This is a genomic window from Rossellomorea sp. y25 (assembly GCF_038049935.1).
Lineage (GTDB): Bacteria > Bacillota > Bacilli > Bacillales > Bacillaceae_B > Rossellomorea.
The window spans coordinates 153,304-171,806 of the sequence record NZ_CP145886.1 but is presented as its reverse complement, the minus strand read 5'-3'; the positions used below and the strand labels follow the sequence as shown (position 1 = coordinate 171,806).

At 42.2% G+C, this 18,503-nt stretch carries 24 protein-coding genes and 1 rRNA gene; 2 read left to right on the top strand and 23 right to left on the bottom strand.

The window, feature by feature from the left end; genetic code table 11:
- Nucleotides 1-186: 186 nt before the first annotated feature.
- Together AAEM60_RS00950 and AAEM60_RS00945 are read right to left on the bottom strand one after the other, a co-directional pair.
- A 16S ribosomal RNA gene (locus AAEM60_RS00950) occupies nucleotides 187-1,738 on the bottom strand.
- Nucleotides 1,739-2,113: 375 nt separating this feature from the next.
- Entirely contained in the window at nucleotides 2,114-2,341 is a 228-nt protein-coding gene (locus tag AAEM60_RS00945) for a hypothetical protein (protein WP_299746257.1), read from the bottom strand.
- A 140-nt stretch (nucleotides 2,342-2,481) separates the two neighbouring features.
- Here AAEM60_RS00945 and pdaB point away from each other — a divergent pair, with 140 nt between their 5' ends.
- The gene (gene pdaB / locus AAEM60_RS00940; protein ID WP_341357234.1) at nucleotides 2,482-3,231 is read left to right on the top strand and encodes a polysaccharide deacetylase family sporulation protein PdaB; all 750 of its coding nucleotides are present in this window, start codon (nucleotides 2,482-2,484) and stop codon (nucleotides 3,229-3,231) included.
- A gap of 46 nt (nucleotides 3,232-3,277) precedes the next feature.
- On the opposite strand, the gene AAEM60_RS00935 is transcribed toward pdaB, so the two are convergent.
- Entirely contained in the window at nucleotides 3,278-3,913 is a 636-nt protein-coding gene (locus AAEM60_RS00935; RefSeq protein ID WP_341357233.1) for a KinB-signaling pathway activation protein, read from the bottom strand.
- A 148-nt stretch (nucleotides 3,914-4,061) separates the two neighbouring features.
- On the opposite strand from AAEM60_RS00935, the gene gerD reads away from it, so the two are divergent.
- Complete coding sequence (gene gerD / locus AAEM60_RS00930) at nucleotides 4,062-4,709, top strand: spore germination lipoprotein GerD (protein ID WP_299746248.1); 648 nt, start codon at nucleotides 4,062-4,064, stop codon at nucleotides 4,707-4,709.
- A gap of 58 nt (nucleotides 4,710-4,767) precedes the next feature.
- Here the strand turns inward: gerD and AAEM60_RS00925 are convergent, their stop codons facing one another.
- The 20 genes from AAEM60_RS00925 to rplO all read right to left on the bottom strand — a co-directional run bounded on the left by AAEM60_RS00925 (nucleotide 4,768) and on the right by rplO (nucleotide 18,478).
- Nucleotides 4,768-5,817 carry a P-loop NTPase gene (locus AAEM60_RS00925; protein WP_299746245.1) on the bottom strand — a complete coding sequence of 350 codons (1,050 nt, stop codon included), beginning with the start codon at nucleotides 5,815-5,817 and terminating at the stop codon, nucleotides 4,768-4,770.
- A gap of 385 nt (nucleotides 5,818-6,202) precedes the next feature.
- On the bottom strand, nucleotides 6,203-6,931 hold the full coding sequence (cwlD, locus tag AAEM60_RS00920; RefSeq protein ID WP_341357232.1) for an N-acetylmuramoyl-L-alanine amidase CwlD: 729 nt from the start codon (nucleotides 6,929-6,931) through the stop codon (nucleotides 6,203-6,205).
- Nucleotides 6,932-7,037: 106 nt separating this feature from the next.
- Nucleotides 7,038-7,484 carry a DUF2521 family protein gene (locus AAEM60_RS00915; RefSeq protein WP_299746240.1) on the bottom strand — a complete coding sequence of 149 codons (447 nt, stop codon included), beginning with the start codon at nucleotides 7,482-7,484 and terminating at the stop codon, nucleotides 7,038-7,040.
- Nucleotides 7,485-7,692: 208 nt separating this feature from the next.
- Nucleotides 7,693-8,085 carry a 30S ribosomal protein S9 gene (gene rpsI / locus AAEM60_RS00910; protein ID WP_034765933.1) on the bottom strand — a complete coding sequence of 131 codons (393 nt, stop codon included), beginning with the start codon at nucleotides 8,083-8,085 and terminating at the stop codon, nucleotides 7,693-7,695.
- A 22-nt stretch (nucleotides 8,086-8,107) separates the two neighbouring features.
- Nucleotides 8,108-8,545, bottom strand: coding sequence for a 50S ribosomal protein L13 (rplM, locus tag AAEM60_RS00905; RefSeq protein ID WP_113970906.1), 438 nt, complete (start codon nucleotides 8,543-8,545; stop codon nucleotides 8,108-8,110).
- A 182-nt stretch (nucleotides 8,546-8,727) separates the two neighbouring features.
- Nucleotides 8,728-9,480, bottom strand: a complete 753-nt coding sequence (truA, locus tag AAEM60_RS00900) for a tRNA pseudouridine(38-40) synthase TruA (protein WP_341357231.1) — start codon at nucleotides 9,478-9,480, stop codon at nucleotides 8,728-8,730.
- A gap of 14 nt (nucleotides 9,481-9,494) precedes the next feature.
- Nucleotides 9,495-10,292, bottom strand: coding sequence for an energy-coupling factor transporter transmembrane protein EcfT (locus tag AAEM60_RS00895; protein ID WP_299746228.1), 798 nt, complete (start codon nucleotides 10,290-10,292; stop codon nucleotides 9,495-9,497).
- Nucleotides 10,289-11,158, bottom strand: a complete 870-nt coding sequence (locus tag AAEM60_RS00890; RefSeq protein WP_299746225.1) for an energy-coupling factor ABC transporter ATP-binding protein — start codon at nucleotides 11,156-11,158, stop codon at nucleotides 10,289-10,291. Before AAEM60_RS00890 ends, AAEM60_RS00895 begins: the two co-directional genes overlap by 4 nt.
- Complete coding sequence (locus AAEM60_RS00885; RefSeq protein WP_299746223.1) at nucleotides 11,134-11,970, bottom strand: energy-coupling factor ABC transporter ATP-binding protein; 837 nt, start codon at nucleotides 11,968-11,970, stop codon at nucleotides 11,134-11,136. The genes AAEM60_RS00890 and AAEM60_RS00885 overlap by 25 nt, the downstream gene beginning before the upstream one ends.
- 285 nt (nucleotides 11,971-12,255) lie before the next feature.
- A complete protein-coding gene (gene rplQ / locus AAEM60_RS00880) occupies nucleotides 12,256-12,618 on the bottom strand; it encodes a 50S ribosomal protein L17 (protein WP_299746220.1) in 363 nt (120 codons plus the stop codon).
- Nucleotides 12,619-12,664: 46 nt separating this feature from the next.
- Nucleotides 12,665-13,609: a DNA-directed RNA polymerase subunit alpha gene (locus tag AAEM60_RS00875; RefSeq protein WP_034765941.1), complete on the bottom strand. Its 945-nt coding sequence runs from the start codon at nucleotides 13,607-13,609 to the stop codon at nucleotides 12,665-12,667.
- A 171-nt stretch (nucleotides 13,610-13,780) separates the two neighbouring features.
- On the bottom strand, nucleotides 13,781-14,170 hold the full coding sequence (gene rpsK / locus AAEM60_RS00870) for a 30S ribosomal protein S11 (RefSeq protein WP_032085294.1): 390 nt from the start codon (nucleotides 14,168-14,170) through the stop codon (nucleotides 13,781-13,783).
- A 25-nt stretch (nucleotides 14,171-14,195) separates the two neighbouring features.
- Nucleotides 14,196-14,561 carry a 30S ribosomal protein S13 gene (gene rpsM, locus AAEM60_RS00865; protein WP_034765943.1) on the bottom strand — a complete coding sequence of 122 codons (366 nt, stop codon included), beginning with the start codon at nucleotides 14,559-14,561 and terminating at the stop codon, nucleotides 14,196-14,198.
- A gap of 24 nt (nucleotides 14,562-14,585) precedes the next feature.
- Nucleotides 14,586-14,699 carry a 50S ribosomal protein L36 gene (rpmJ, locus tag AAEM60_RS00860; protein ID WP_003156543.1) on the bottom strand — a complete coding sequence of 38 codons (114 nt, stop codon included), beginning with the start codon at nucleotides 14,697-14,699 and terminating at the stop codon, nucleotides 14,586-14,588.
- Nucleotides 14,700-14,737: 38 nt separating this feature from the next.
- The gene (infA, locus tag AAEM60_RS00855; RefSeq protein WP_034765945.1) at nucleotides 14,738-14,956 is read right to left on the bottom strand and encodes a translation initiation factor IF-1; all 219 of its coding nucleotides are present in this window, start codon (nucleotides 14,954-14,956) and stop codon (nucleotides 14,738-14,740) included.
- Nucleotides 14,949-15,272: a KOW domain-containing RNA-binding protein gene (locus AAEM60_RS00850; protein WP_201716425.1), complete on the bottom strand. Its 324-nt coding sequence runs from the start codon at nucleotides 15,270-15,272 to the stop codon at nucleotides 14,949-14,951. Before AAEM60_RS00850 ends, infA begins: the two co-directional genes overlap by 8 nt.
- A 15-nt stretch (nucleotides 15,273-15,287) precedes the next feature.
- Nucleotides 15,288-16,034, bottom strand: a complete 747-nt coding sequence (gene map / locus AAEM60_RS00845) for a type I methionyl aminopeptidase (protein ID WP_341357230.1) — start codon at nucleotides 16,032-16,034, stop codon at nucleotides 15,288-15,290.
- Nucleotides 16,034-16,684 (bottom strand): adenylate kinase, encoded by a 651-nt coding sequence (locus AAEM60_RS00840; protein WP_299746202.1) that lies wholly within the window; start codon nucleotides 16,682-16,684, stop codon nucleotides 16,034-16,036. The genes map and AAEM60_RS00840 overlap by 1 nt, the downstream gene beginning before the upstream one ends.
- A 61-nt stretch (nucleotides 16,685-16,745) precedes the next feature.
- Nucleotides 16,746-18,038, bottom strand: a complete 1,293-nt coding sequence (gene secY, locus AAEM60_RS00835) for a preprotein translocase subunit SecY (protein WP_044340534.1) — start codon at nucleotides 18,036-18,038, stop codon at nucleotides 16,746-16,748.
- A complete protein-coding gene (gene rplO, locus AAEM60_RS00830) occupies nucleotides 18,038-18,478 on the bottom strand; it encodes a 50S ribosomal protein L15 (RefSeq protein ID WP_113970897.1) in 441 nt (146 codons plus the stop codon). The genes secY and rplO overlap by 1 nt, the downstream gene beginning before the upstream one ends.
- Nucleotides 18,479-18,503: the final 25 nt, after the last annotated feature.

Genomic DNA, 18,503 nt, shown 5'->3' with positions numbered 1-18,503 from the left:
CAGGTTTAAAACCTAAAATGGCGATACTCGGTAATTTCTTGACTATCAATTATATCTTTATCTAGTTTTCAAAGAACAAACACAACTTCTATCTCGTAAGAGATAAAAAATGTTTTGACGGTAATTAAACCATCAAAACTGAACAAAACTTCGACGTGTCAAACGTTTTAGTTAAATCTTCCTTAGAAAGGAGGTGATCCAGCCGCACCTTCCGATACGGCTACCTTGTTACGACTTCACCCCAATCATCTGTCCCACCTTAGGCGGCTGGCTCCAAAAGGTTACCTCACCGACTTCGGGTGTTACAAACTCTCGTGGTGTGACGGGCGGTGTGTACAAGGCCCGGGAACGTATTCACCGCGGCATGCTGATCCGCGATTACTAGCGATTCCAGCTTCATGTAGGCGAGTTGCAGCCTACAATCCGAACTGAGAACGGTTTTATGGGATTGGCTAAACCTCGCGGTCTTGCTGCCCTTTGTACCGTCCATTGTAGCACGTGTGTAGCCCAGGTCATAAGGGGCATGATGATTTGACGTCATCCCCACCTTCCTCCGGTTTGTCACCGGCAGTCATCTTAGAGTGCCCAACTGAATGCTGGCAACTAAGATCAAGGGTTGCGCTCGTTGCGGGACTTAACCCAACATCTCACGACACGAGCTGACGACAACCATGCACCACCTGTCACTCTGTCCCCCGAAGGGGAAAGCCCTATCTCTAGGGTTGTCAGAGGATGTCAAGACCTGGTAAGGTTCTTCGCGTTGCTTCGAATTAAACCACATGCTCCACCGCTTGTGCGGGCCCCCGTCAATTCCTTTGAGTTTCAGTCTTGCGACCGTACTCCCCAGGCGGAGTGCTTAATGCGTTAGCTGCAGCACTAAGGGGCGGAAACCCCCTAACACTTAGCACTCATCGTTTACGGCGTGGACTACCAGGGTATCTAATCCTGTTTGCTCCCCACGCTTTCGCGCCTCAGTGTCAGTTACAGACCAGAAAGTCGCCTTCGCCACTGGTGTTCCTCCAAATATCTACGCATTTCACCGCTACACTTGGAATTCCACTTTCCTCTTCTGCACTCAAGTTCCCCAGTTTCCAATGACCCTCCACGGTTGAGCCGTGGGCTTTCACATCAGACTTAAGAAACCACCTGCGCGCGCTTTACGCCCAATAATTCCGGACAACGCTTGCCACCTACGTATTACCGCGGCTGCTGGCACGTAGTTAGCCGTGGCTTTCTGGTTAGGTACCGTCAAGGTACCGCCCTATTCGAACGGTACTTGTTCTTCCCTAACAACAGAGTTTTACGATCCGAAAACCTTCATCACTCACGCGGCGTTGCTCCGTCAGACTTTCGTCCATTGCGGAAGATTCCCTACTGCTGCCTCCCGTAGGAGTCTGGGCCGTGTCTCAGTCCCAGTGTGGCCGATCACCCTCTCAGGTCGGCTACGCATCGTCGCCTTGGTGAGCCGTTACCTCACCAACTAGCTAATGCGCCGCGGGTCCATCTGTAAGTGATAGCAAGAAGCCATCTTTCAACATTTCCTCATGCGAGGAAATGAGTTATCCGGTATTAGCCCCGGTTTCCCGGAGTTATCCCAGTCTTACAGGCAGGTTACCCACGTGTTACTCACCCGTCCGCCGCTGATATCAGGGAGCAAGCTCCCATCAATCCGCTCGACTTGCATGTATTAGGCACGCCGCCAGCGTTCGTCCTGAGCCAGGATCAAACTCTCCGATAAAAGTTTGAATAGCTCTTTAAAAATAAATCTAGAATTAACGTTGACGTATTGTCTTGTTTTGTTCAGTTTTCAAGGTTCAATGTGTGTCACGTCCGTTTGGAGCGACTTTATTAATTTATCACACATCAATGTGTGATGTCAACTGTTTTTTGAAATTATTTATTGGTGTTTCTTCTAAATAATTCATTGTGTTTCAGCGACGTTTATTAATATACCAAGATTTTTCGGGAGGGTCAATACATTTATGAATTTTTTTCAAAAAAATATTTCAAACACATTAACTATCTTACACACCCGCATCTTATTCAGGCAGCTGTCCCCTGAACTCATTAATAGTAAAGCTCCCACTCGAATATAAGCGGAAGCTGATTTTCTTTAATATGTTTCTTTCTTTGCTGCCGTCTTCATATACTTTAAACATTCCTTTTGACTGGCAAACCTTTTAAAGAGTGAGAATAAGATTTTATACCGTTCATCCATTGCTCTCTTAACGATATGATCAATTCGAGAATCTCTTAGATCGAACAGTATTTCATCCATCTCTCTTTTTAACAAATACTCTATTTCTTGTTTCTCTCTGTCATTAATCATTAACCCCAGCAAGTATGTCACCCCTTAATATTTGTATTTGTAGTTTTTTCCATTAAAAGAAATTTATAATCATTTTTTTAAAAGATAGATATTTTTTCCGGGGACATGCATATCTTTAGTAGAGATAGACGGTTGAACGGAGGGATGAACGATTGAATACGTTTCACACAATTAATGCTAAGAAATTAAAGCAAATCAGTCTGATTATCGTGATTTCATTTTTTACTGCCTTGTTTGTATATAGCAGTAACCTTTCGACACTTTCTGTTTTTAGTACGAAGGATGGACCGAAAGCGATCTACAAAGGGGAAAAAGGAGTCGCGATTACATTCAATATTGGTTGGGGAGATGAAAAAGCGGGGCCGATCCTTGAAGAATTAAAGAAAATGAATGTCCAGTCAGCTACCTTCTTTCTTTCCGGAGCCTGGGCGGAGAGACACCCTGATTTAGTGGAGAAAATTGTGAAGCAGGGTTATGAAATCGGAAATCTTGGCTATGCCTATTCCGATTATACGGATATGGAACCAAATAAGATCAAGCAGGACATATTAAAAGCCGATACCGTTTTTAAGAAGCTAAATGTTAAAGATGTGAAGTTATTACGCGTGCCTACCGGTCACTTTAATAAAGAAACATTAAAGGTAGCCGACTCTCTTGGGCTTACTGTGGTTCACTGGAGTGTAGACTCTAAAGATTGGACGAATCCTGGTGTAGATGAAATTATCAATAATGTGAAGAAAGCCAAAAAAGGGGATATCATTCTCCTTCACGCATCGGATTCAGCTAAACAAACGAAATCCGCTTTGCCGACCATCGTGAAAGAATTAAAAGGAAAAGGTAACTTCATTACGGTTTCAGACATGATTTCAAACGGGGATGCCAAGTCTTCCCTCATACAGTAATAAAAGCCCGCTGATGAAGGGACCTCATCAGCGGGCTTTTATTTGTTTAACTCTTAGTAGGCTGCTTACGTTGCCTTTCCACTTGGGACTTCTCGATATATTTAGGAAGACGCAGAAGCTGGAATGCATTACATGCCAATAAGGCCAGCAGCATAAGGTACAGCCATTTAACGGAATTCACCAGTAAAACCGGCAACCACTCCAGTGTGGTTACAACAATCATAAAGAATAAGGCAGACACAAATGTGTTCGTCTTGGCTTCTGATTGCTTATTCTTCATATAAGCTACGACTAAACCAACGACCAGGATGCCGATTCCCAGAAAAATATAAGGGGTATACGACTCACCTTCCTCAGCGAAAGCTCTGAATCGGAAGTAGATTAAATCAAACAGGACAAGGGCAATCAGCACCACTTGAACAGGATTCCATAAGCTCTTAAACATTCCCATCCCGAATTGATGGATGGTCAAATAAGCAAAATAGCCCATCTGACTGATTACACTAAATGTGAAACCTACAAAAACAAACCAAAGTAGACTTGATAATATGCCAATCACGTTTCCGTCTTGGATGTATGGTCCGAACTGATCCCATCTAATGAGAAGTGCGGCTACACCGGTAACGACTCCACCGATCACTAACGTATGAATGAAAAAACGAATCCAATTGCGGATGGTCACTTCTATTTTCCTCCAAATAAAAAAATATACACTCTTTTGATTGTACCAACGCTACTATAAAAAATCTAGGTTCCAGTTTTTCTTATGCATATTTTTTTCGTTATTTCTCATATTAAGGGTAAGGAATTTGTATGGAAGGAGCCTACCCATGAAAAGATATTCCTTTCTTTTTCTACTGTCGATTCTTCTTCTATCCGCTTGTGGCGGTGGCGGAGATACAGGCAGTGGCAAAATGGATTATGAAGAAACCAAGAAAATGGTTGTCGATATATTAAAGACCGATGATGGTAAAAAAGCGATTGAAGAAGTCATGTCTGATGAAAAAATGAAATCAGAGCTTATTATGGACCAAGGGGTTGTGACGGATACGATTTCTAAGACGTTAACCTCTGAAAAAGGAACTGAATTCTGGAAGAAATCCTTCGAAGACCCTAAGTTTGCCGAAGCGATGGCAAAAAGCATGAAGGATGGAAATGAAAAATTACTCAAAGACCTCATGAAGGATCCAGAGTATCAAAAGATGATGATGGATCTGTTAAAGGACCCTGAATTCAAGAAGGAACTGACTGAAGCTTTAAAAAGCCAGGAATATAGGGAACATCTGCAAAAAGTCATTACGGAAACATTTGAAAGCCCTCTATTCAAGGCTAAGATGCAGGATGTGTTACTGAAGGCTGCCGGTGAAATGAAAGAAGGCGGTAAAAGCGAAGGTGGCAGTGAGTCTTCTTCCGGCGGTGATGAGGGCGGATCTGGTGATTCTGGAGGTTCTGGCAGCGGTGGTGGCGGTGGCCAATAATTGTTAAAAAGGACAAATGCGTGGAGGTTCCAACGCATTTGTCCTTTTATTCGTCTACCTAAGACAGTTTTTCAATCACTTTATGAGCGATGTCTCCATAAATCTGCCCTAAACGGTGGTCCTCTGCGTAAATGGAAGGAGCAAAATCCTCTTCGTTCCAGTCAGGCTGTTGAAGTGGGAGCTTGCCTAATAAGTCGGTACGTAGTTCTTCCGTTAGCTTCTCTCCTCCACCTTGCCCGAATACGAATTCTTTTTCGCCTGTTAATTTACTTTCGAAATAGGACATGTTCTCAACCACACCAAGAATGTCATGGTCGGTTTGCAGAGCCATGGCGCCTGCACGGGCCGCTACGAATGCTGCTGTTGGATGCGGTGTTGTAACGATGATCTCCTTACAATGTGGGAGCATCGTGTGAAGATCAAGGGCAACGTCACCTGTCCCTGGTGGCAGGTCCAGCAGTAAATAGTCCAGTTCTCCCCACTCTACTTCTGAGAAGAAATTGTTGAGCATTTTCCCAAGCATAGGACCTCTCCAAATCACGGGAGCATTGTCCTCAACAAAGAAGCCCATGGAAATGACTTTTACGCCAAAACGTTCTACTGGAATAATTCTTTCTCCCCTAACGACTGGTCGTTTCACGATTCCCATCATATCAGGCACACTGAACCCGTAAATATCAGCATCCACCAGCCCGACTTTTTTTCCTTGACGGGCCAATGATACAGCTAAGTTAACAGAAACCGTCGACTTTCCTACTCCGCCTTTTCCACTCGCAATCGCGATAAAGGTTGTTTTACTTGCAGGTGATAATAAATCCGTTCCTTCTCCACCGGATCCTCTGTGCTTTTCAAGCTCTTCCTGTGGAAGCTCCGTGAAGCGGATCCCGACAGATTCAGCTCCATTATCCTTTAGAACTTGTACGATCTTTTGCTGGAATTGCATTTGTTCACCAGTACCTGTCTTGGCAATGGCGATCTTCACGCTTACATGCTTCTTTTCTTCCTTAATTGAAATTTCGACGATACCATTTGTTTCTTCTAACGTTTTATTTAAAAAAGGATCTTTTAATCCAAATAAAAGTTCGCGTGTCTGTTGTTCAGTTAACATGAATATCCACCCTTTTCTATGTATTCGTTTTCAATCAACCTGCTTTCAGTATAACATATTCTTAGTTGAATGAATGATCAAAAGGTTTTGAATGCTTTTGTTGAATAATGAAAAAAGCTCTTTTCGTAACGTTTGATTCTTTCTTAGATAAGACAGTTGATTTCCGGTACAGGATGCTCGCTTTCCACGGGGCTGGCGGTGAGCCTCCGCTTTTTGTACTGTCTAGCTTTTCCCGCAGGAGTAGAGCATCCTTCCGCTCCAATCAACTTTCGAAGCATGTTTCTTTAAAGGCTATTCTCTACACACTCACTGACACAGGTCAAAGAGCTCTTCTGTATTAAAACAACAATCTTTTCGAAATTAGCCAAAAATAAAAGCTGAGAGGTTATTCCTCGTCAGCTTCTTCTTTATCTTCTTCATCCATTGTTAAATAATTGAGAACTCCCTGATACACTGAGGCAGCAATCTTTTGCTGATAATCTTCTTTAAGCAAATTGGCCCGCTCACCTGGATTCGATAGAAACCCGATTTCCACTAAGGCACCTGACTTTTTGGCGTGTTTTAAAATATACACGTTTTGAAGACCTTTCGCTTCTCGTGTCGTGTTTTCTAAATTACGTGTCAACTCTCCTTGAATAGCTTTGGCAAGGACTTTATTTTCTTCATACTTTGGATTATAGAATGTTTGGGCACCGCTCCACTTTGCAGATGGAATGGAGTTCAGATGGATACTTAAAAATAAGTCTGCTTCGGATTCATTGATTAAGCTAAGCCTGTTCTTTAAATCCTCCACTTTCCGACGGCTGTATCCCTTTGTATCTTCATCAGCAAGATCCTCGTCTTTTTCCCGTGTCAGGATGACGAGAGCTCCTTGTTCTTGGAGATAATCCCTTATCATCAAAGACACATTTAAAGCAATATCCTTTTCCAAGGCATCTTTATCACCGGCTCCACCGTCTGGACCGCCATGGCCTGGGTCTATATAGATGATCTTACCTGATAAAGGAAGGTTCCAGGAATCCCATGTATCCTTGTCTAAAACCTTATATTGAATAATGAATAATAAAATAGCCAGTGCAGAAATTATCCCGACGACCTTTAGTTTATGAACCATTCCAGTCCTCCTATTTCCCAGTTTCAACCCGGAGAAAAAACTCTTTATAGCTCCGCTGTCCTTACTAAAAAATATGGGACAAGAATGATTTTTAGAACTGAATTGATTAATTCAAACGCAGTTTGTGACGCTTGATCCCCTTTTCATACCCTTCTGACCACCATGTTTCCACAAAGTGCTCACAGCAAAAATAAAAGGACTCATCAACTTGATTGGAAACGCCCATCTCAGACCAATACAACCAGAAATTATAAAGCGTATCGATAAAGTGTTTTAATTCTTCCTCGCACCGCTTTTTAACGACATCAGAAGGTTCACCAGTATATCCAAACTTGCTAACCTTTCCACCCAGCAGATAAGCTTCAATGGCCACATCAAAGCATGCCTCATCAAAGCCCTGCTGCATAAATACACCGCCCTGAACCTTTATATATCCAAAATGCTTACGGACACTTTCCTGAAGCATTTTAATCGAAATCTCTTTCAGCAACGTTCTTTCCGACTTAATTTGTTTTTCTCTTCTCTTTGTATTGAAAGTTGTAATAACGTTCAAAGATCATCCACCCCTTTGAACGTATTTTCCTACTTAACACAACAGTTCATTCGAGTAACTGTTACCAATTTTTTTGAGGGACGGAACTCCCGATTCAATGCCGGCCATGAAGCTGATCGAAGTTCATGGTGTGGTGAAATTGGAGGTCCGTCCCCAACAAAAAAAGCCCAACCGAATGAATCGGTTGAGCTTTTGTTTGAAATAATAATTAACGCTTAGAGAATTGTGGCGCGCGACGTGCACCTTTAAGACCGTATTTTTTACGCTCTTTCATACGAGAGTCACGAGTTAATAATCCAGCGCGTTTTAGAGTTCCGCGGTACTCAGGATCTGCTTGTAGTAAAGCACGAGCGATTCCGTGACGGATCGCACCAGCTTGACCAGCATAGCCTCCACCATTAACGTTTACTAAAACGTCATAGTTACCAAGAGTTTCAGTTGCAACTAGTGGTTGCTTAATTACTTCTCTTAGTGCTGCGAATGGGATATAAACTTCTACTTCACGATCATTGATAACAATGTTTCCGTTACCTGGTACTAAACGTACACGAGCTACTGAGCTCTTACGACGACCAGTTCCGTAATATTGAACTTGAGCCAAGATAATAACCTCCTCTTATTAATTATCCACGAAGTTCGTAAACTTCAGGTTGTTGTGCTTGATGCTTATGCTCTGCTCCAGCATACACATGTAATTTCTTGAACATTTGACGACCTAGAGAACCTTTTGGAAGCATACCTTTGATAGTAAGCTCTAACATTTTCTCTGAGTAGTTTGTACGCATTTCTAATGCTGTACGTTGCTTTAAACCACCTGGGTGATTCGTGTGACGGTAGTAGATCTTATCCGTTAACTTTTTACCAGTTAGTTCAATTTTTGAAGCATTAAGAATGATAACATGATCACCAGTGTCTACATGTGGTGTGAATGTTGGTTTGTGTTTTCCGCGTAGAATAGAAGCAACTTCACTAGCTAAACGTCCTAGAGTTTTGCCTTCAGCATCTACAACGAACCATTTACGATCGATTTCGTTGGCTTTTGCCATATACGTTGTACGCATGATTTAACCTCCTATTTAATGAATCCGTAGTATTTATTTTCTAATCACAATAAGTTTCCGGGGCTTATCGTGGGGTTAATAACATACCATATGCTATATTATCTTGTTCCCAGTCTATTGTCAAGAGAATGTTACACCAGGATTAGTTGTTTTAGTATTTTTTTTGAAAGTAATATAAATTTCTATTTAACAATAGGGTCATAATCGACCTTCCACAGATAAAGTCCATGAGGAGGTGCAGTCTTCCCTGCCCGATTACGATCCCTGGCATCCAGTATTCCAGGAATCTCTTCTACTTGGATATTCCCAGAACCTACCTCTAATAATGTACCAACCAATATCCTCACCATATTATAGAGAAATCCATTTCCCACAAAAGAAAAAATGATTTCTTCCTCATGCTCTTGAATCTCAATATGGTGAATGGTTCTTACTTTATCTTCTACTTCGGTTTTCGCTGAACAAAAACTCGTGAAGTCATGCTCCCCGATCAGATGCCGTGCAGCACGCTCCATATCCGTCACAGATAAAGTGTAGGGATAATGAAGGGAAAAGTGACGGTTAAACGGACTTCTCGACTCTCCCGTATAAACACGGTATCGATATTCCTTCTGTAGGACAGAGAACCTTGAGTGGAAGTCAGTAGGAACAAGCTCAGCTTCTTTAATGGTTACTTCATCCGGTAAGCGGGTGTTCAGTACCACCGGCCATTTCTCTTCAGGGATGGCCAATGGTGTATCAAAATGAAAAACCTGACCATTCGCATGGACACCAGCGTCCGTACGTCCCGACCCACTGATACGGATTCTTTCCCCTTTATGGATAGTGGATAGAATATCTTCGATGAGCCCCTGGACGGTTCGCTGACTGGGTTGAACCTGATAACCATGAAAATTAGTCCCATCGTAGGCGATGGTACACTTCACTCTCTGCATACACGACACTCCCGTTATCCTCTAAAAATAATCAATACAACTGTTAAAAGGGCCAGTACCACTAAAGCTCCCGTATCCTTCTTGTGCCAGGATAACAGTCGGTATTTCGTTCTGCCTTCTCCACCTTGATACCCTCTTGCCTCCATGGCTGTTGCCAGATCCTCAGCACGTTTAAAGGCGCTGACAAAGAGAGGGATCAGTAAAGGAATGATGGCTTTAATCCGGTCTTTCACGGGACCGGAAGAAAACTCAGCCCCCCTTGCGATTTGGGCTTTCATGATTTTATCTGTTTCCTCCATCAAGGTCGGAATGAAACGTAAAGAAATCGACATCATAAGAGCCAGCTCATGAACTGGAAACTTTACTTTTCTTAATGGATTCAGAAGCGTCTCAAGACCGTCTGTAATCGTGATAGGGGAAGTCGTCAGGGTTAATAAAGACGTTACGAGAATCAGATAAAAGAATCGTAAAGAAATAAAGATCCCCTGCCTTAACCCCTCTTCATGAACAGACAATATTCCCATGTCCAGAATGACAGGGCCTTCCTTGGTAAAAAACACATGTAAGAAGAATGTAAATAAGATTAACCATAGGATAGGCTTCAATCCACCGATAATAAAACGCAGCGAAAGATTAGAAAGAATAAGTGCGCTAAACGTAAAAAGGCCGAGCAGTGCATACGTAACAAAATTATTTGCTAAAAAGACGACACATATAAACCCAAAAATAAATAAGAGCTTTGCCCTTGGATCCATCTGATGAAGAATGGATTTAGCGGGTACATATCGGCCAAAGATCATTTTCTCCATCATGGGGCTTCACCTCCATCTCGAAGTGAACGGATGGCTGAAGCTAATTCCTCTATCGTTAAACAGGTTTTCGGGAGCTTCTTCCCCGTTTTCTGTTCAAATTGATATTGAAAACGAACGACGTCGGGAACGTCTAATCCCATCTCAAACAGTTCATCTGCCTGGGAGAAAATCTCTTCAGGACTTCCCTTTCTCTTTAGGCGGCCCTTCTGCATAATCACAATCTCTTCTGCGTAATGAGCTGCGTCTTCCATGCTATGGGTAACGAGAATGGTTGTCAGTCCCTTTTCTTTATGAAGAGCATAGAACATGTCCATGATCTCACGTTGACCTCTGGGATCGAGTCCTGCCGTAGGTTCGTCTAAGACAATGACCTCCGGATTCATAGCAAGTACACCTGCAATGGCTACCCGTCTCATTTGTCCCCCTGATAAATCAAATGGAGATTTTTGTAATACCTCTTCAGAGAGACCCACCTTTACGATCAACTCTTTCGCTCTTCGTATCGCTTCTTCCTCCGATACGCCAAAGTTCATTGGACCGTAGCAAATATCCTTGAGCACGGTTTCTTCAAACAGCTGATGCTCAGGAAATTGAAAGACGATGCCTACTTTCTGTCTTACCGGCTTTAAACTTTTTGCCTTTTGCTTCGCTTTTATTTGATATTCTCCTACCTGGACAAGACCTTCCGTAGGCTTTAACAATCCGTTTAAATGCTGGAGGAGTGTTGACTTTCCCGAACCGGTGTGACCGATAACCGCGAGAAACTGACCTGTCGGGATGGAAAGATTGATATCTTGAAGGGCAAGTTTTTCGAATGGAGTGTTGAATGAATATCGGTATTCTACCTGTTGAAATGTGATTTGCATAACTCATCCACCAACTCTTCTTCTGTAAAATAGGTTTTAGACAGGGGAATCCCTGCTTCTTTAAGGGCTCCGGCAAGCTTAATCGTAAAAGGGGAGTCCAGTCCCAGTCCGATTAACTTGTCCTCTAATAGAAAAATATCTTCCGGGATACCCTCCTTAAAAACCCCCCCTTGATTTAATACAATCATTCGATCTGCCTTTGTTGCTTCTTCCAGGTCATGGGTAATGGAGATCACCGTTAAGTTTTCTTCCTCTTTCAGCTTACGAACCGTTTCAAGAACTTCTTTTCTTCCTTTTGGATCAAGCATGGATGTAGCTTCATCTAAGATGATGATCGATGGCTGCAGGGCTACGACCCCGGCGATCGCTACACGCTGTTTTTGACCACCTGACAAATGGTGCGGCTCTTGAACAAGAAAATCTTCCATATGGACACTTTTTAAAGCATCAGTGACTCTCTGTACCATTGTTTCATACGGTACCCCATGGTTTTCTAACCCAAAAGCCACATCATCTTCTACTGTAGCACCAACAAACTGATTATCGGGATTTTGAAAAACCATACCCAGCTTTGAACGGATGTCCCATATAGATCCTTCTGAAAGAACAATCCCATCAACCGTTACACTCCCCTTCTCAGGAAAATGAAGCCCATTCAACATTTTGGCAAGCGTCGACTTACCGGAACCGTTATGTCCGACAATCGCCAGCCATTCACCTTGATTGACAGTCAGACTAATGCCTTTAAGGGCGTAGGTATTCTGATCAGGGTATCTGAAATGCACATCGTCTACTTTAATGATTTCCTTCAATTTCTGTAACCTCCTCTACGCTCTTCCATACTCAGCTCTGCTATAAAAATCTCTGCATATAAAAAAAAGCCTGCACCCCGACCAAAGAAAAGAGCATCTTTTCTTGTTCAACCATTGAACAGCTTCTATGAATATAGAAGTTGGAAGGGGTGCACGAGCTAGACGAGTCAGACAGCGCTGCTCATCGTAACGCTCTGCTTTTCATCAACATGCACTTATACAAAAAGGGCAAAGAAGCAGTTAAGGATTAACTGTCCCGCCCTTAATGTTAGTAGTCACGAATTATTAAACTAATTCGATGATTGCCATTGGAGCACCGTCACCACGGCGAGGACCAACCTTCATAATGCGAGTATATCCGCCTTGACGCTCTGTGTAACGAGGAGCGATGTCAGAGAATAACTTTTGTAAAGCATCTTGGTTGTTTTCAGCGTTTGCAACTTCTTTACGAATGTATGCACCAGCTTGACGACGAGCATGAACGTCACCACGTTTACCTAAAGTGATCATTTTTTCCACAACTGAACGAAGCTCTTTCGCACGAGTTTCAGTTGTTTCGATGCGCTCGTTAATGATTAGGTCTGTAGCTAAATCACGTAGCATTGCTTTACGTTGAGCACTGGTACGTCCTAACTTTCTGTAAGCCATTAAGGGTTCCCTCCTTTGTTGAATCTATATATGAAAGAAGATGTTATCAGTCGTCTTTACGTAAGCCAAGTCCAAGGTCTTCAAGTTTAACTTTAACCTCTTCAAGTGATTTACGTCCTAAGTTACGCACTTTCATCATATCTTCTTCTGTCTTGTTAGCAAGCTCTTGAACAGTATTGATTCCAGCACGCTTCAGGCAGTTATAAGAACGAACAGAAAGATCTAATTCTTCGATCGTCATCTCAAGAACTTTCTCTTTTTGGTCTTCTTCTTTTTCTACCATGATTTCAGCATTCTGCGCTTCATCTGTAAGGCCAACGAAAATATTTAAGTGTTCTGTTAGAATCTTAGCACCTAAAGAAATCGCTTCTTTTGGTCCAATACTTCCATCAGTCCATACATCAAGAGAAAGTTTATCGTAGTTCGTCATTTGACCAACACGAGTATTTTCTATTTGATAGTTAACGCGTGAAACTGGAGTGTAAATAGAATCGATTGGGATCACGCCAATAGGAAGATCCTCACGTTTGTTCTGGTCTGCTGGTCTGTATCCACGTCCACGTGATGCGCTTAAACGCACACGGAAGTGTCCACTCTTAGATAATGTTGCGATGTGCAAATCAGGATTTAACACTTCTACATCACTATCATGAGTAATATCAGCAGCCGTTACAACTCCTTCGCCCTGTACATCAATTTCTAGCGTTTTCTCTTCATCAGAGTAAATCTTTAACGCTAGCTTCTTGATATTCAAAATGATGGATGTGACATCCTCTACGACGCCTTCAATTGTTGAAAACTCATGCAGTACTCCATCTATTTGAATAGATGTGACAGCAGCACCTGGGAGTGACGATAGTAGGATACGACGTAAGGAGTTACCCAAAGTTGTACCATATCCACGCTCAAGTGGTTCTACGACGAACTTTCCATATGTGGCATCATCGCTGATCTCAACCGTTTCAATTTTTGGCTTTTCAATTTCGATCATTAATATTTACCCTCCTTCAAAACGTCGAAACTCCGGGCTAAATAAGTTAAAGTCCGAAATTCCCCATGTTTACGTTCCCTATTGTGCACCAACAACTGGTTACTTTTCTGAATGAACGTATCTTGTATCATATCCCATTATAGACAACGATACAAAATTTATACAGAAAAATTAAACGCGGCGACGTTTTGGTGGACGGCATCCATTATGAGGAACTGGAGTAACGTCTCTGATTGCAGTAACTTCTAGACCTGCTGCTTGAAGAGCACGGATAGCTGCTTCACGACCAGCACCAGGACCTTTAACTGTTACTTCAAGAGTTTTTAAACCATGTTCTTGAGAAGCTTTCGCTGCAGTTTCAGCTGCCATTTGCGCTGCGAATGGAGTGGATTTACGAGAACCTCTGAATCCTAGTGAACCTGCACTTGACCAAGCAACAGCATTTCCGTGAACATCAGTAATAGTTACGATTGTGTTATTGAATGTAGAACGAATGTGTGCAATACCAGCTTCGATATTCTTTTTCACACGACGTTTACGAGTGTTTGTTTTACGTGCCATACTAAGAAGTAACCTCCTTTACCTATTATTTTTTCTTGTTAGCTACAGTCTTACGAGGACCTTTACGTGTACGAGCATTGTTCTTCGTATGTTGTCCACGAACAGGTAGTCCACGACGGTGACGAAGACCGCGGTATGAACCGATTTCCATAAGACGTTTGATGTTTAGTGATACTTCACGACGAAGATCACCTTCTACTTTTAATTTATCAACGATATCACGAATCTTTCCTAGTTCGTCGTCAGTAAGATCGCGAACGCGAGTATCCTCAGATACACCAGCTTCAGATAAGATTTTCGCTGCAGTATTTTTACCAATACCGTAGATGTATGTTAATGAAATGACAACACGTTTGTCACGTGGAATGTCTACACCAGCAATACGTGCCATAGTGATAGCGCACCTCCTTTAAGATTAGCCTTGTTTTTGTTTATGTTTAGGGTTTTCACAGATAACCATAACTTTACCTTTTCTACGAATAACTTTACATTTTTCGCAGATTGGTTTAACAGATGGTCTAACTTTCATCTTATTCTAACCTCCTTAATAGTACGGAGTGCAATAGATTATTTATAACGATAAGTGATTCTACCACGAGTTAAGTCATACGGTGATAATTCTACTGTTACCTTGTCACCAGGTAGGATACGAATGAAATGCATACGGATCTTTCCTGAAACATGTGCCAGTACTGTATGACCATTTTCTAATTCTACCTTAAACATCGCATTGGGCAAAGTCTCAGCGACCTTACCTTCAACTTCAATTACATCATCCTTAGCCATCGAACATGTCTCCCTTCTTCTCATCATTTAAAACTTCGTTAACAAACTTTGAAACAGCATAACGCAGTTTACCGTTCGTTACTCTGCCTGATTCAATAATACTGTTTTGAACTTCTGGAGAAACATAGTCACACAAGTGAAGATGAGCGATGTTCTTTCGCTTGGCGCGATCAAACTTTCGTCTATCCCCATCTGCTATGAGTACAAAACGTTCATCCAATTGCTGAACAACGACCGAGTAGCTTCCTGTTTCTCTCCCTTTAAGGGTTTGAACAATCTGACCAATCCTCGGTATCGTCGAATCTGACTCGATCAATCCAATCACCTTCACTTAGGCTTTCGTCAATATCTCATAGCCGTCTTCAGTAATTGCAATGGTGTGTTCAAAGTGCGCACACATTTTATCATCTACTGTGACGACTGTCCAGTTATCTGATAACGTTCTAACATATCGACTTCCTGCATTAACCATTGGTTCAATAGCCAGTACCATGCCAGGCTTTAAACGAGGACCTTTGTTGGGTGGTCCATAATGAGGAATTTGAGGATCCTCATGTAAGTCTTGACCAACTCCGTGTCCCACATACTCTCGAACGATAGAAAAGCCATTAGCCTCAACAAAAGTTTGTATACTATGAGAGATATTCGACAGACGCTCGCCTGGTTTAGCTTCTTTAAGCCCCAGAAATAATGATTCTTCTGTAACATTGAGAAGCTTCTGGGTTTCATCATCTATTGTTCCAACTGGATACGTCCAAGCGGAGTCACCGTGATAACCGTTATATTTAGCACCGATATCGATACTGATTATATCGCCATCCTTCAATACCCGATCGCCTGGAATTCCATGAACCAACTCATTGTTGACTGAAGCACAGATGCTGCCACGAAACCCATTATACCCTTTAAAAGATGGAATTGCATCATGTTTACGAATGAATTTTTCAGCAATTGCATCCAATTCCTTCGTCGATATTCCCGGAGAAATATACTTTCGCAATTCCGCATGAGTTAATGCCACAATCTTTCCAGCCTGCCGCATAATCTCAATCTCTCTCGGAGTTTTAGAAATGATCATTATGAAAGGCCTCCAAGTAGTTCATCAATGTCATCAAACACTCTATGGATGTCTTGTTGACCGTCAATGTTTTTCAGATAGCCTTTGTCTTCGTAGTAAGCCAATAGTGGTTGAGTTTGTTTAATGTTTACGTCTAAACGATTTTGTACCGTTTCTTCGTTGTCATCTGCGCGTTGATATAACTCGCCGCCGCAGCGATCACAAACGCCCTCTTCTGTTGGCGGATTAAAGACAAGATGATAAGTAGCGCCGCACTCTTTACAGATCCTGCGACCTGTCAAGCGCTCCATCAGGATGTCCTTATCTACATTTATATTAATGACATAATTCATTTTTTTACCAAGATCAGCCAGGATGTTTTCAAGTGCTTCTGCCTGAGCAACCGTTCTTGGAAACCCATCCAGTAAGAAGCCCTTTTCACAGTCCTCTTTGCTTAAACGTTCACGAACAATACCGATTGTTACTTCATCAGGAACAAGATCGCCATTATCCATGAATGATTTAGCCTTCAAGCCTAGCTCAGTACCGCCTTTGATAGCTGCACGGAACATGTCTCCTGTAGAGATATGGGGGATACCATATTTTTCTACGATCTTTTCAGCTTGAGTGCCTTTTCCTGCGCCTGGTAAGCCCATAAGAACTATATTCACTCGAACTCCCCCTAATTGTCTATAAAATGGTCTCAGGAACAAAATGTTCCCGAAAACCCTCTTATTTAATAAATCCTTTGTAGTGACGTTTCACTAACTGTGCTTCAAGTTGCTTCATTGTCTCAAGTGCAACACCCACTACGATTAGTAAGCTTGTTCCACCGATTTGAGCTGCAGGAGGTAATCCTGCAAAGTTAATGAAGAAAACAGGAAGAATTGAGATAACAGCTAAGAAGATTGCCCCAACAAATGTTAGACGATACAGAACGCGAGTGAGATACTCTTGTGTGGTTTTACCTGGACGAATACCAGGGATATATCCACCTTGCTTCTTCAAGTTTTCAGCCATTTGTTCTGGATTCACTTGAATGAAAGCATAGAAATACGTAAAGGCAACGATCAGAGCTACATAGATGATCATACCAACTGGTTTAGTGTAATCAAAAATGTACTGTATTGTACTAGTCACATCATTTTCTCCAAAGAAGGATGAAATGGTCTGTGGCGTGATAATGAAAGAAATCGCAAAGATAACTGGAATAACACCCGCAGCATTCACCTTTAATGGTAGATGTGTTGATTGTCCACCAACCGGACTACGCCCCACTAAACGTTTTGCATATTGAATCGGAATTTTACGAAGTGCTTGCTGAATAAACACAACACCAACTACGATTGCAATAACTGCTAAAACAAGAAGTGCAAGAACCACAATTCGAAGGAAGAGCTGTTCGCCTGCTCCTTCAATTTGTTGAGCATAGATTTGGTTTACTGTGTTAGGGATAGCGGCAACGATACCTGCAAAGATCAGGATCGAGATACCATTCCCCACACCTTTAGCCGTGATTTGTTCACCTAACCACATAAGAAAAGCCGTACCAGCTGTCAGAACTAACGCTATTAGTAGGTACGTACTAACTCCAGGGCTTTGGATAAGCATTCCACCATATATTCTGTTGAAACCATAGGACATACCTAAAGCTTGGATAAACCCTAGAACGATGGTGAAATAACGTGTAAACTGAGCTAACTTACGGCGTCCGACTTCACCTTGCTTAGACCACTCTGTAAACTTCGGAACAACATCCATTTGAAGGAGCTGTACGATGATTGAAGCGGTAATGTAAGGCATGATACCCATCGCAAAGATGGAGAAGTTTTGAAGAGCACCGCCACCAAATGTATTCAGGAATCCAAGAATTCCTGCTTGGTCTTGCATTTTCAACACATTAGCGTCTACGTTTGGCACCGGAATAAAGGTACCAAGACGGAAGACTATTAACATTAGAAGGGTGAAAATAATTTTATTTCTTATATCACCCACGCGCATAAAATTGGAGACAGTTTGAAACATTAGATCACCTCGGATGTACCGCCAGCAGCTTCGATAGCTTCTTTAGCAGTGGTTGAGAATTTCTGTGCTTTTACAGTAAGCTTTTTCTCGATTGAACCTTTACCAAGAATCTTAATTCCTGCTTTTTCGTTACTTACAACGCCAGTTTCTACAAGTAGCGCTGGAGTAACTTCTGTACCATCTTCGAAGCGATTCAATGCGTCAAGATTGACGATTGCGTATTCTTTACGGTTGATGTTCGTGAATCCACGTTTCGGTAGACGTTGGAACAATGGTGTTTGACCACCCTCAAAGCCAGGACGAGTTCCGCCACCTGAACGAGCGTTTTGTCCTTTATGACCTTTACCAGAAGTCTTTCCATTACCTGAACCAATACCACGTCCTACACGATTGCGGACTTTACGTGAACCTTCTGTAGGTTTTAACTCATGTAATTTCATGTCGGCACCTCCTTTTTTTCGAAAG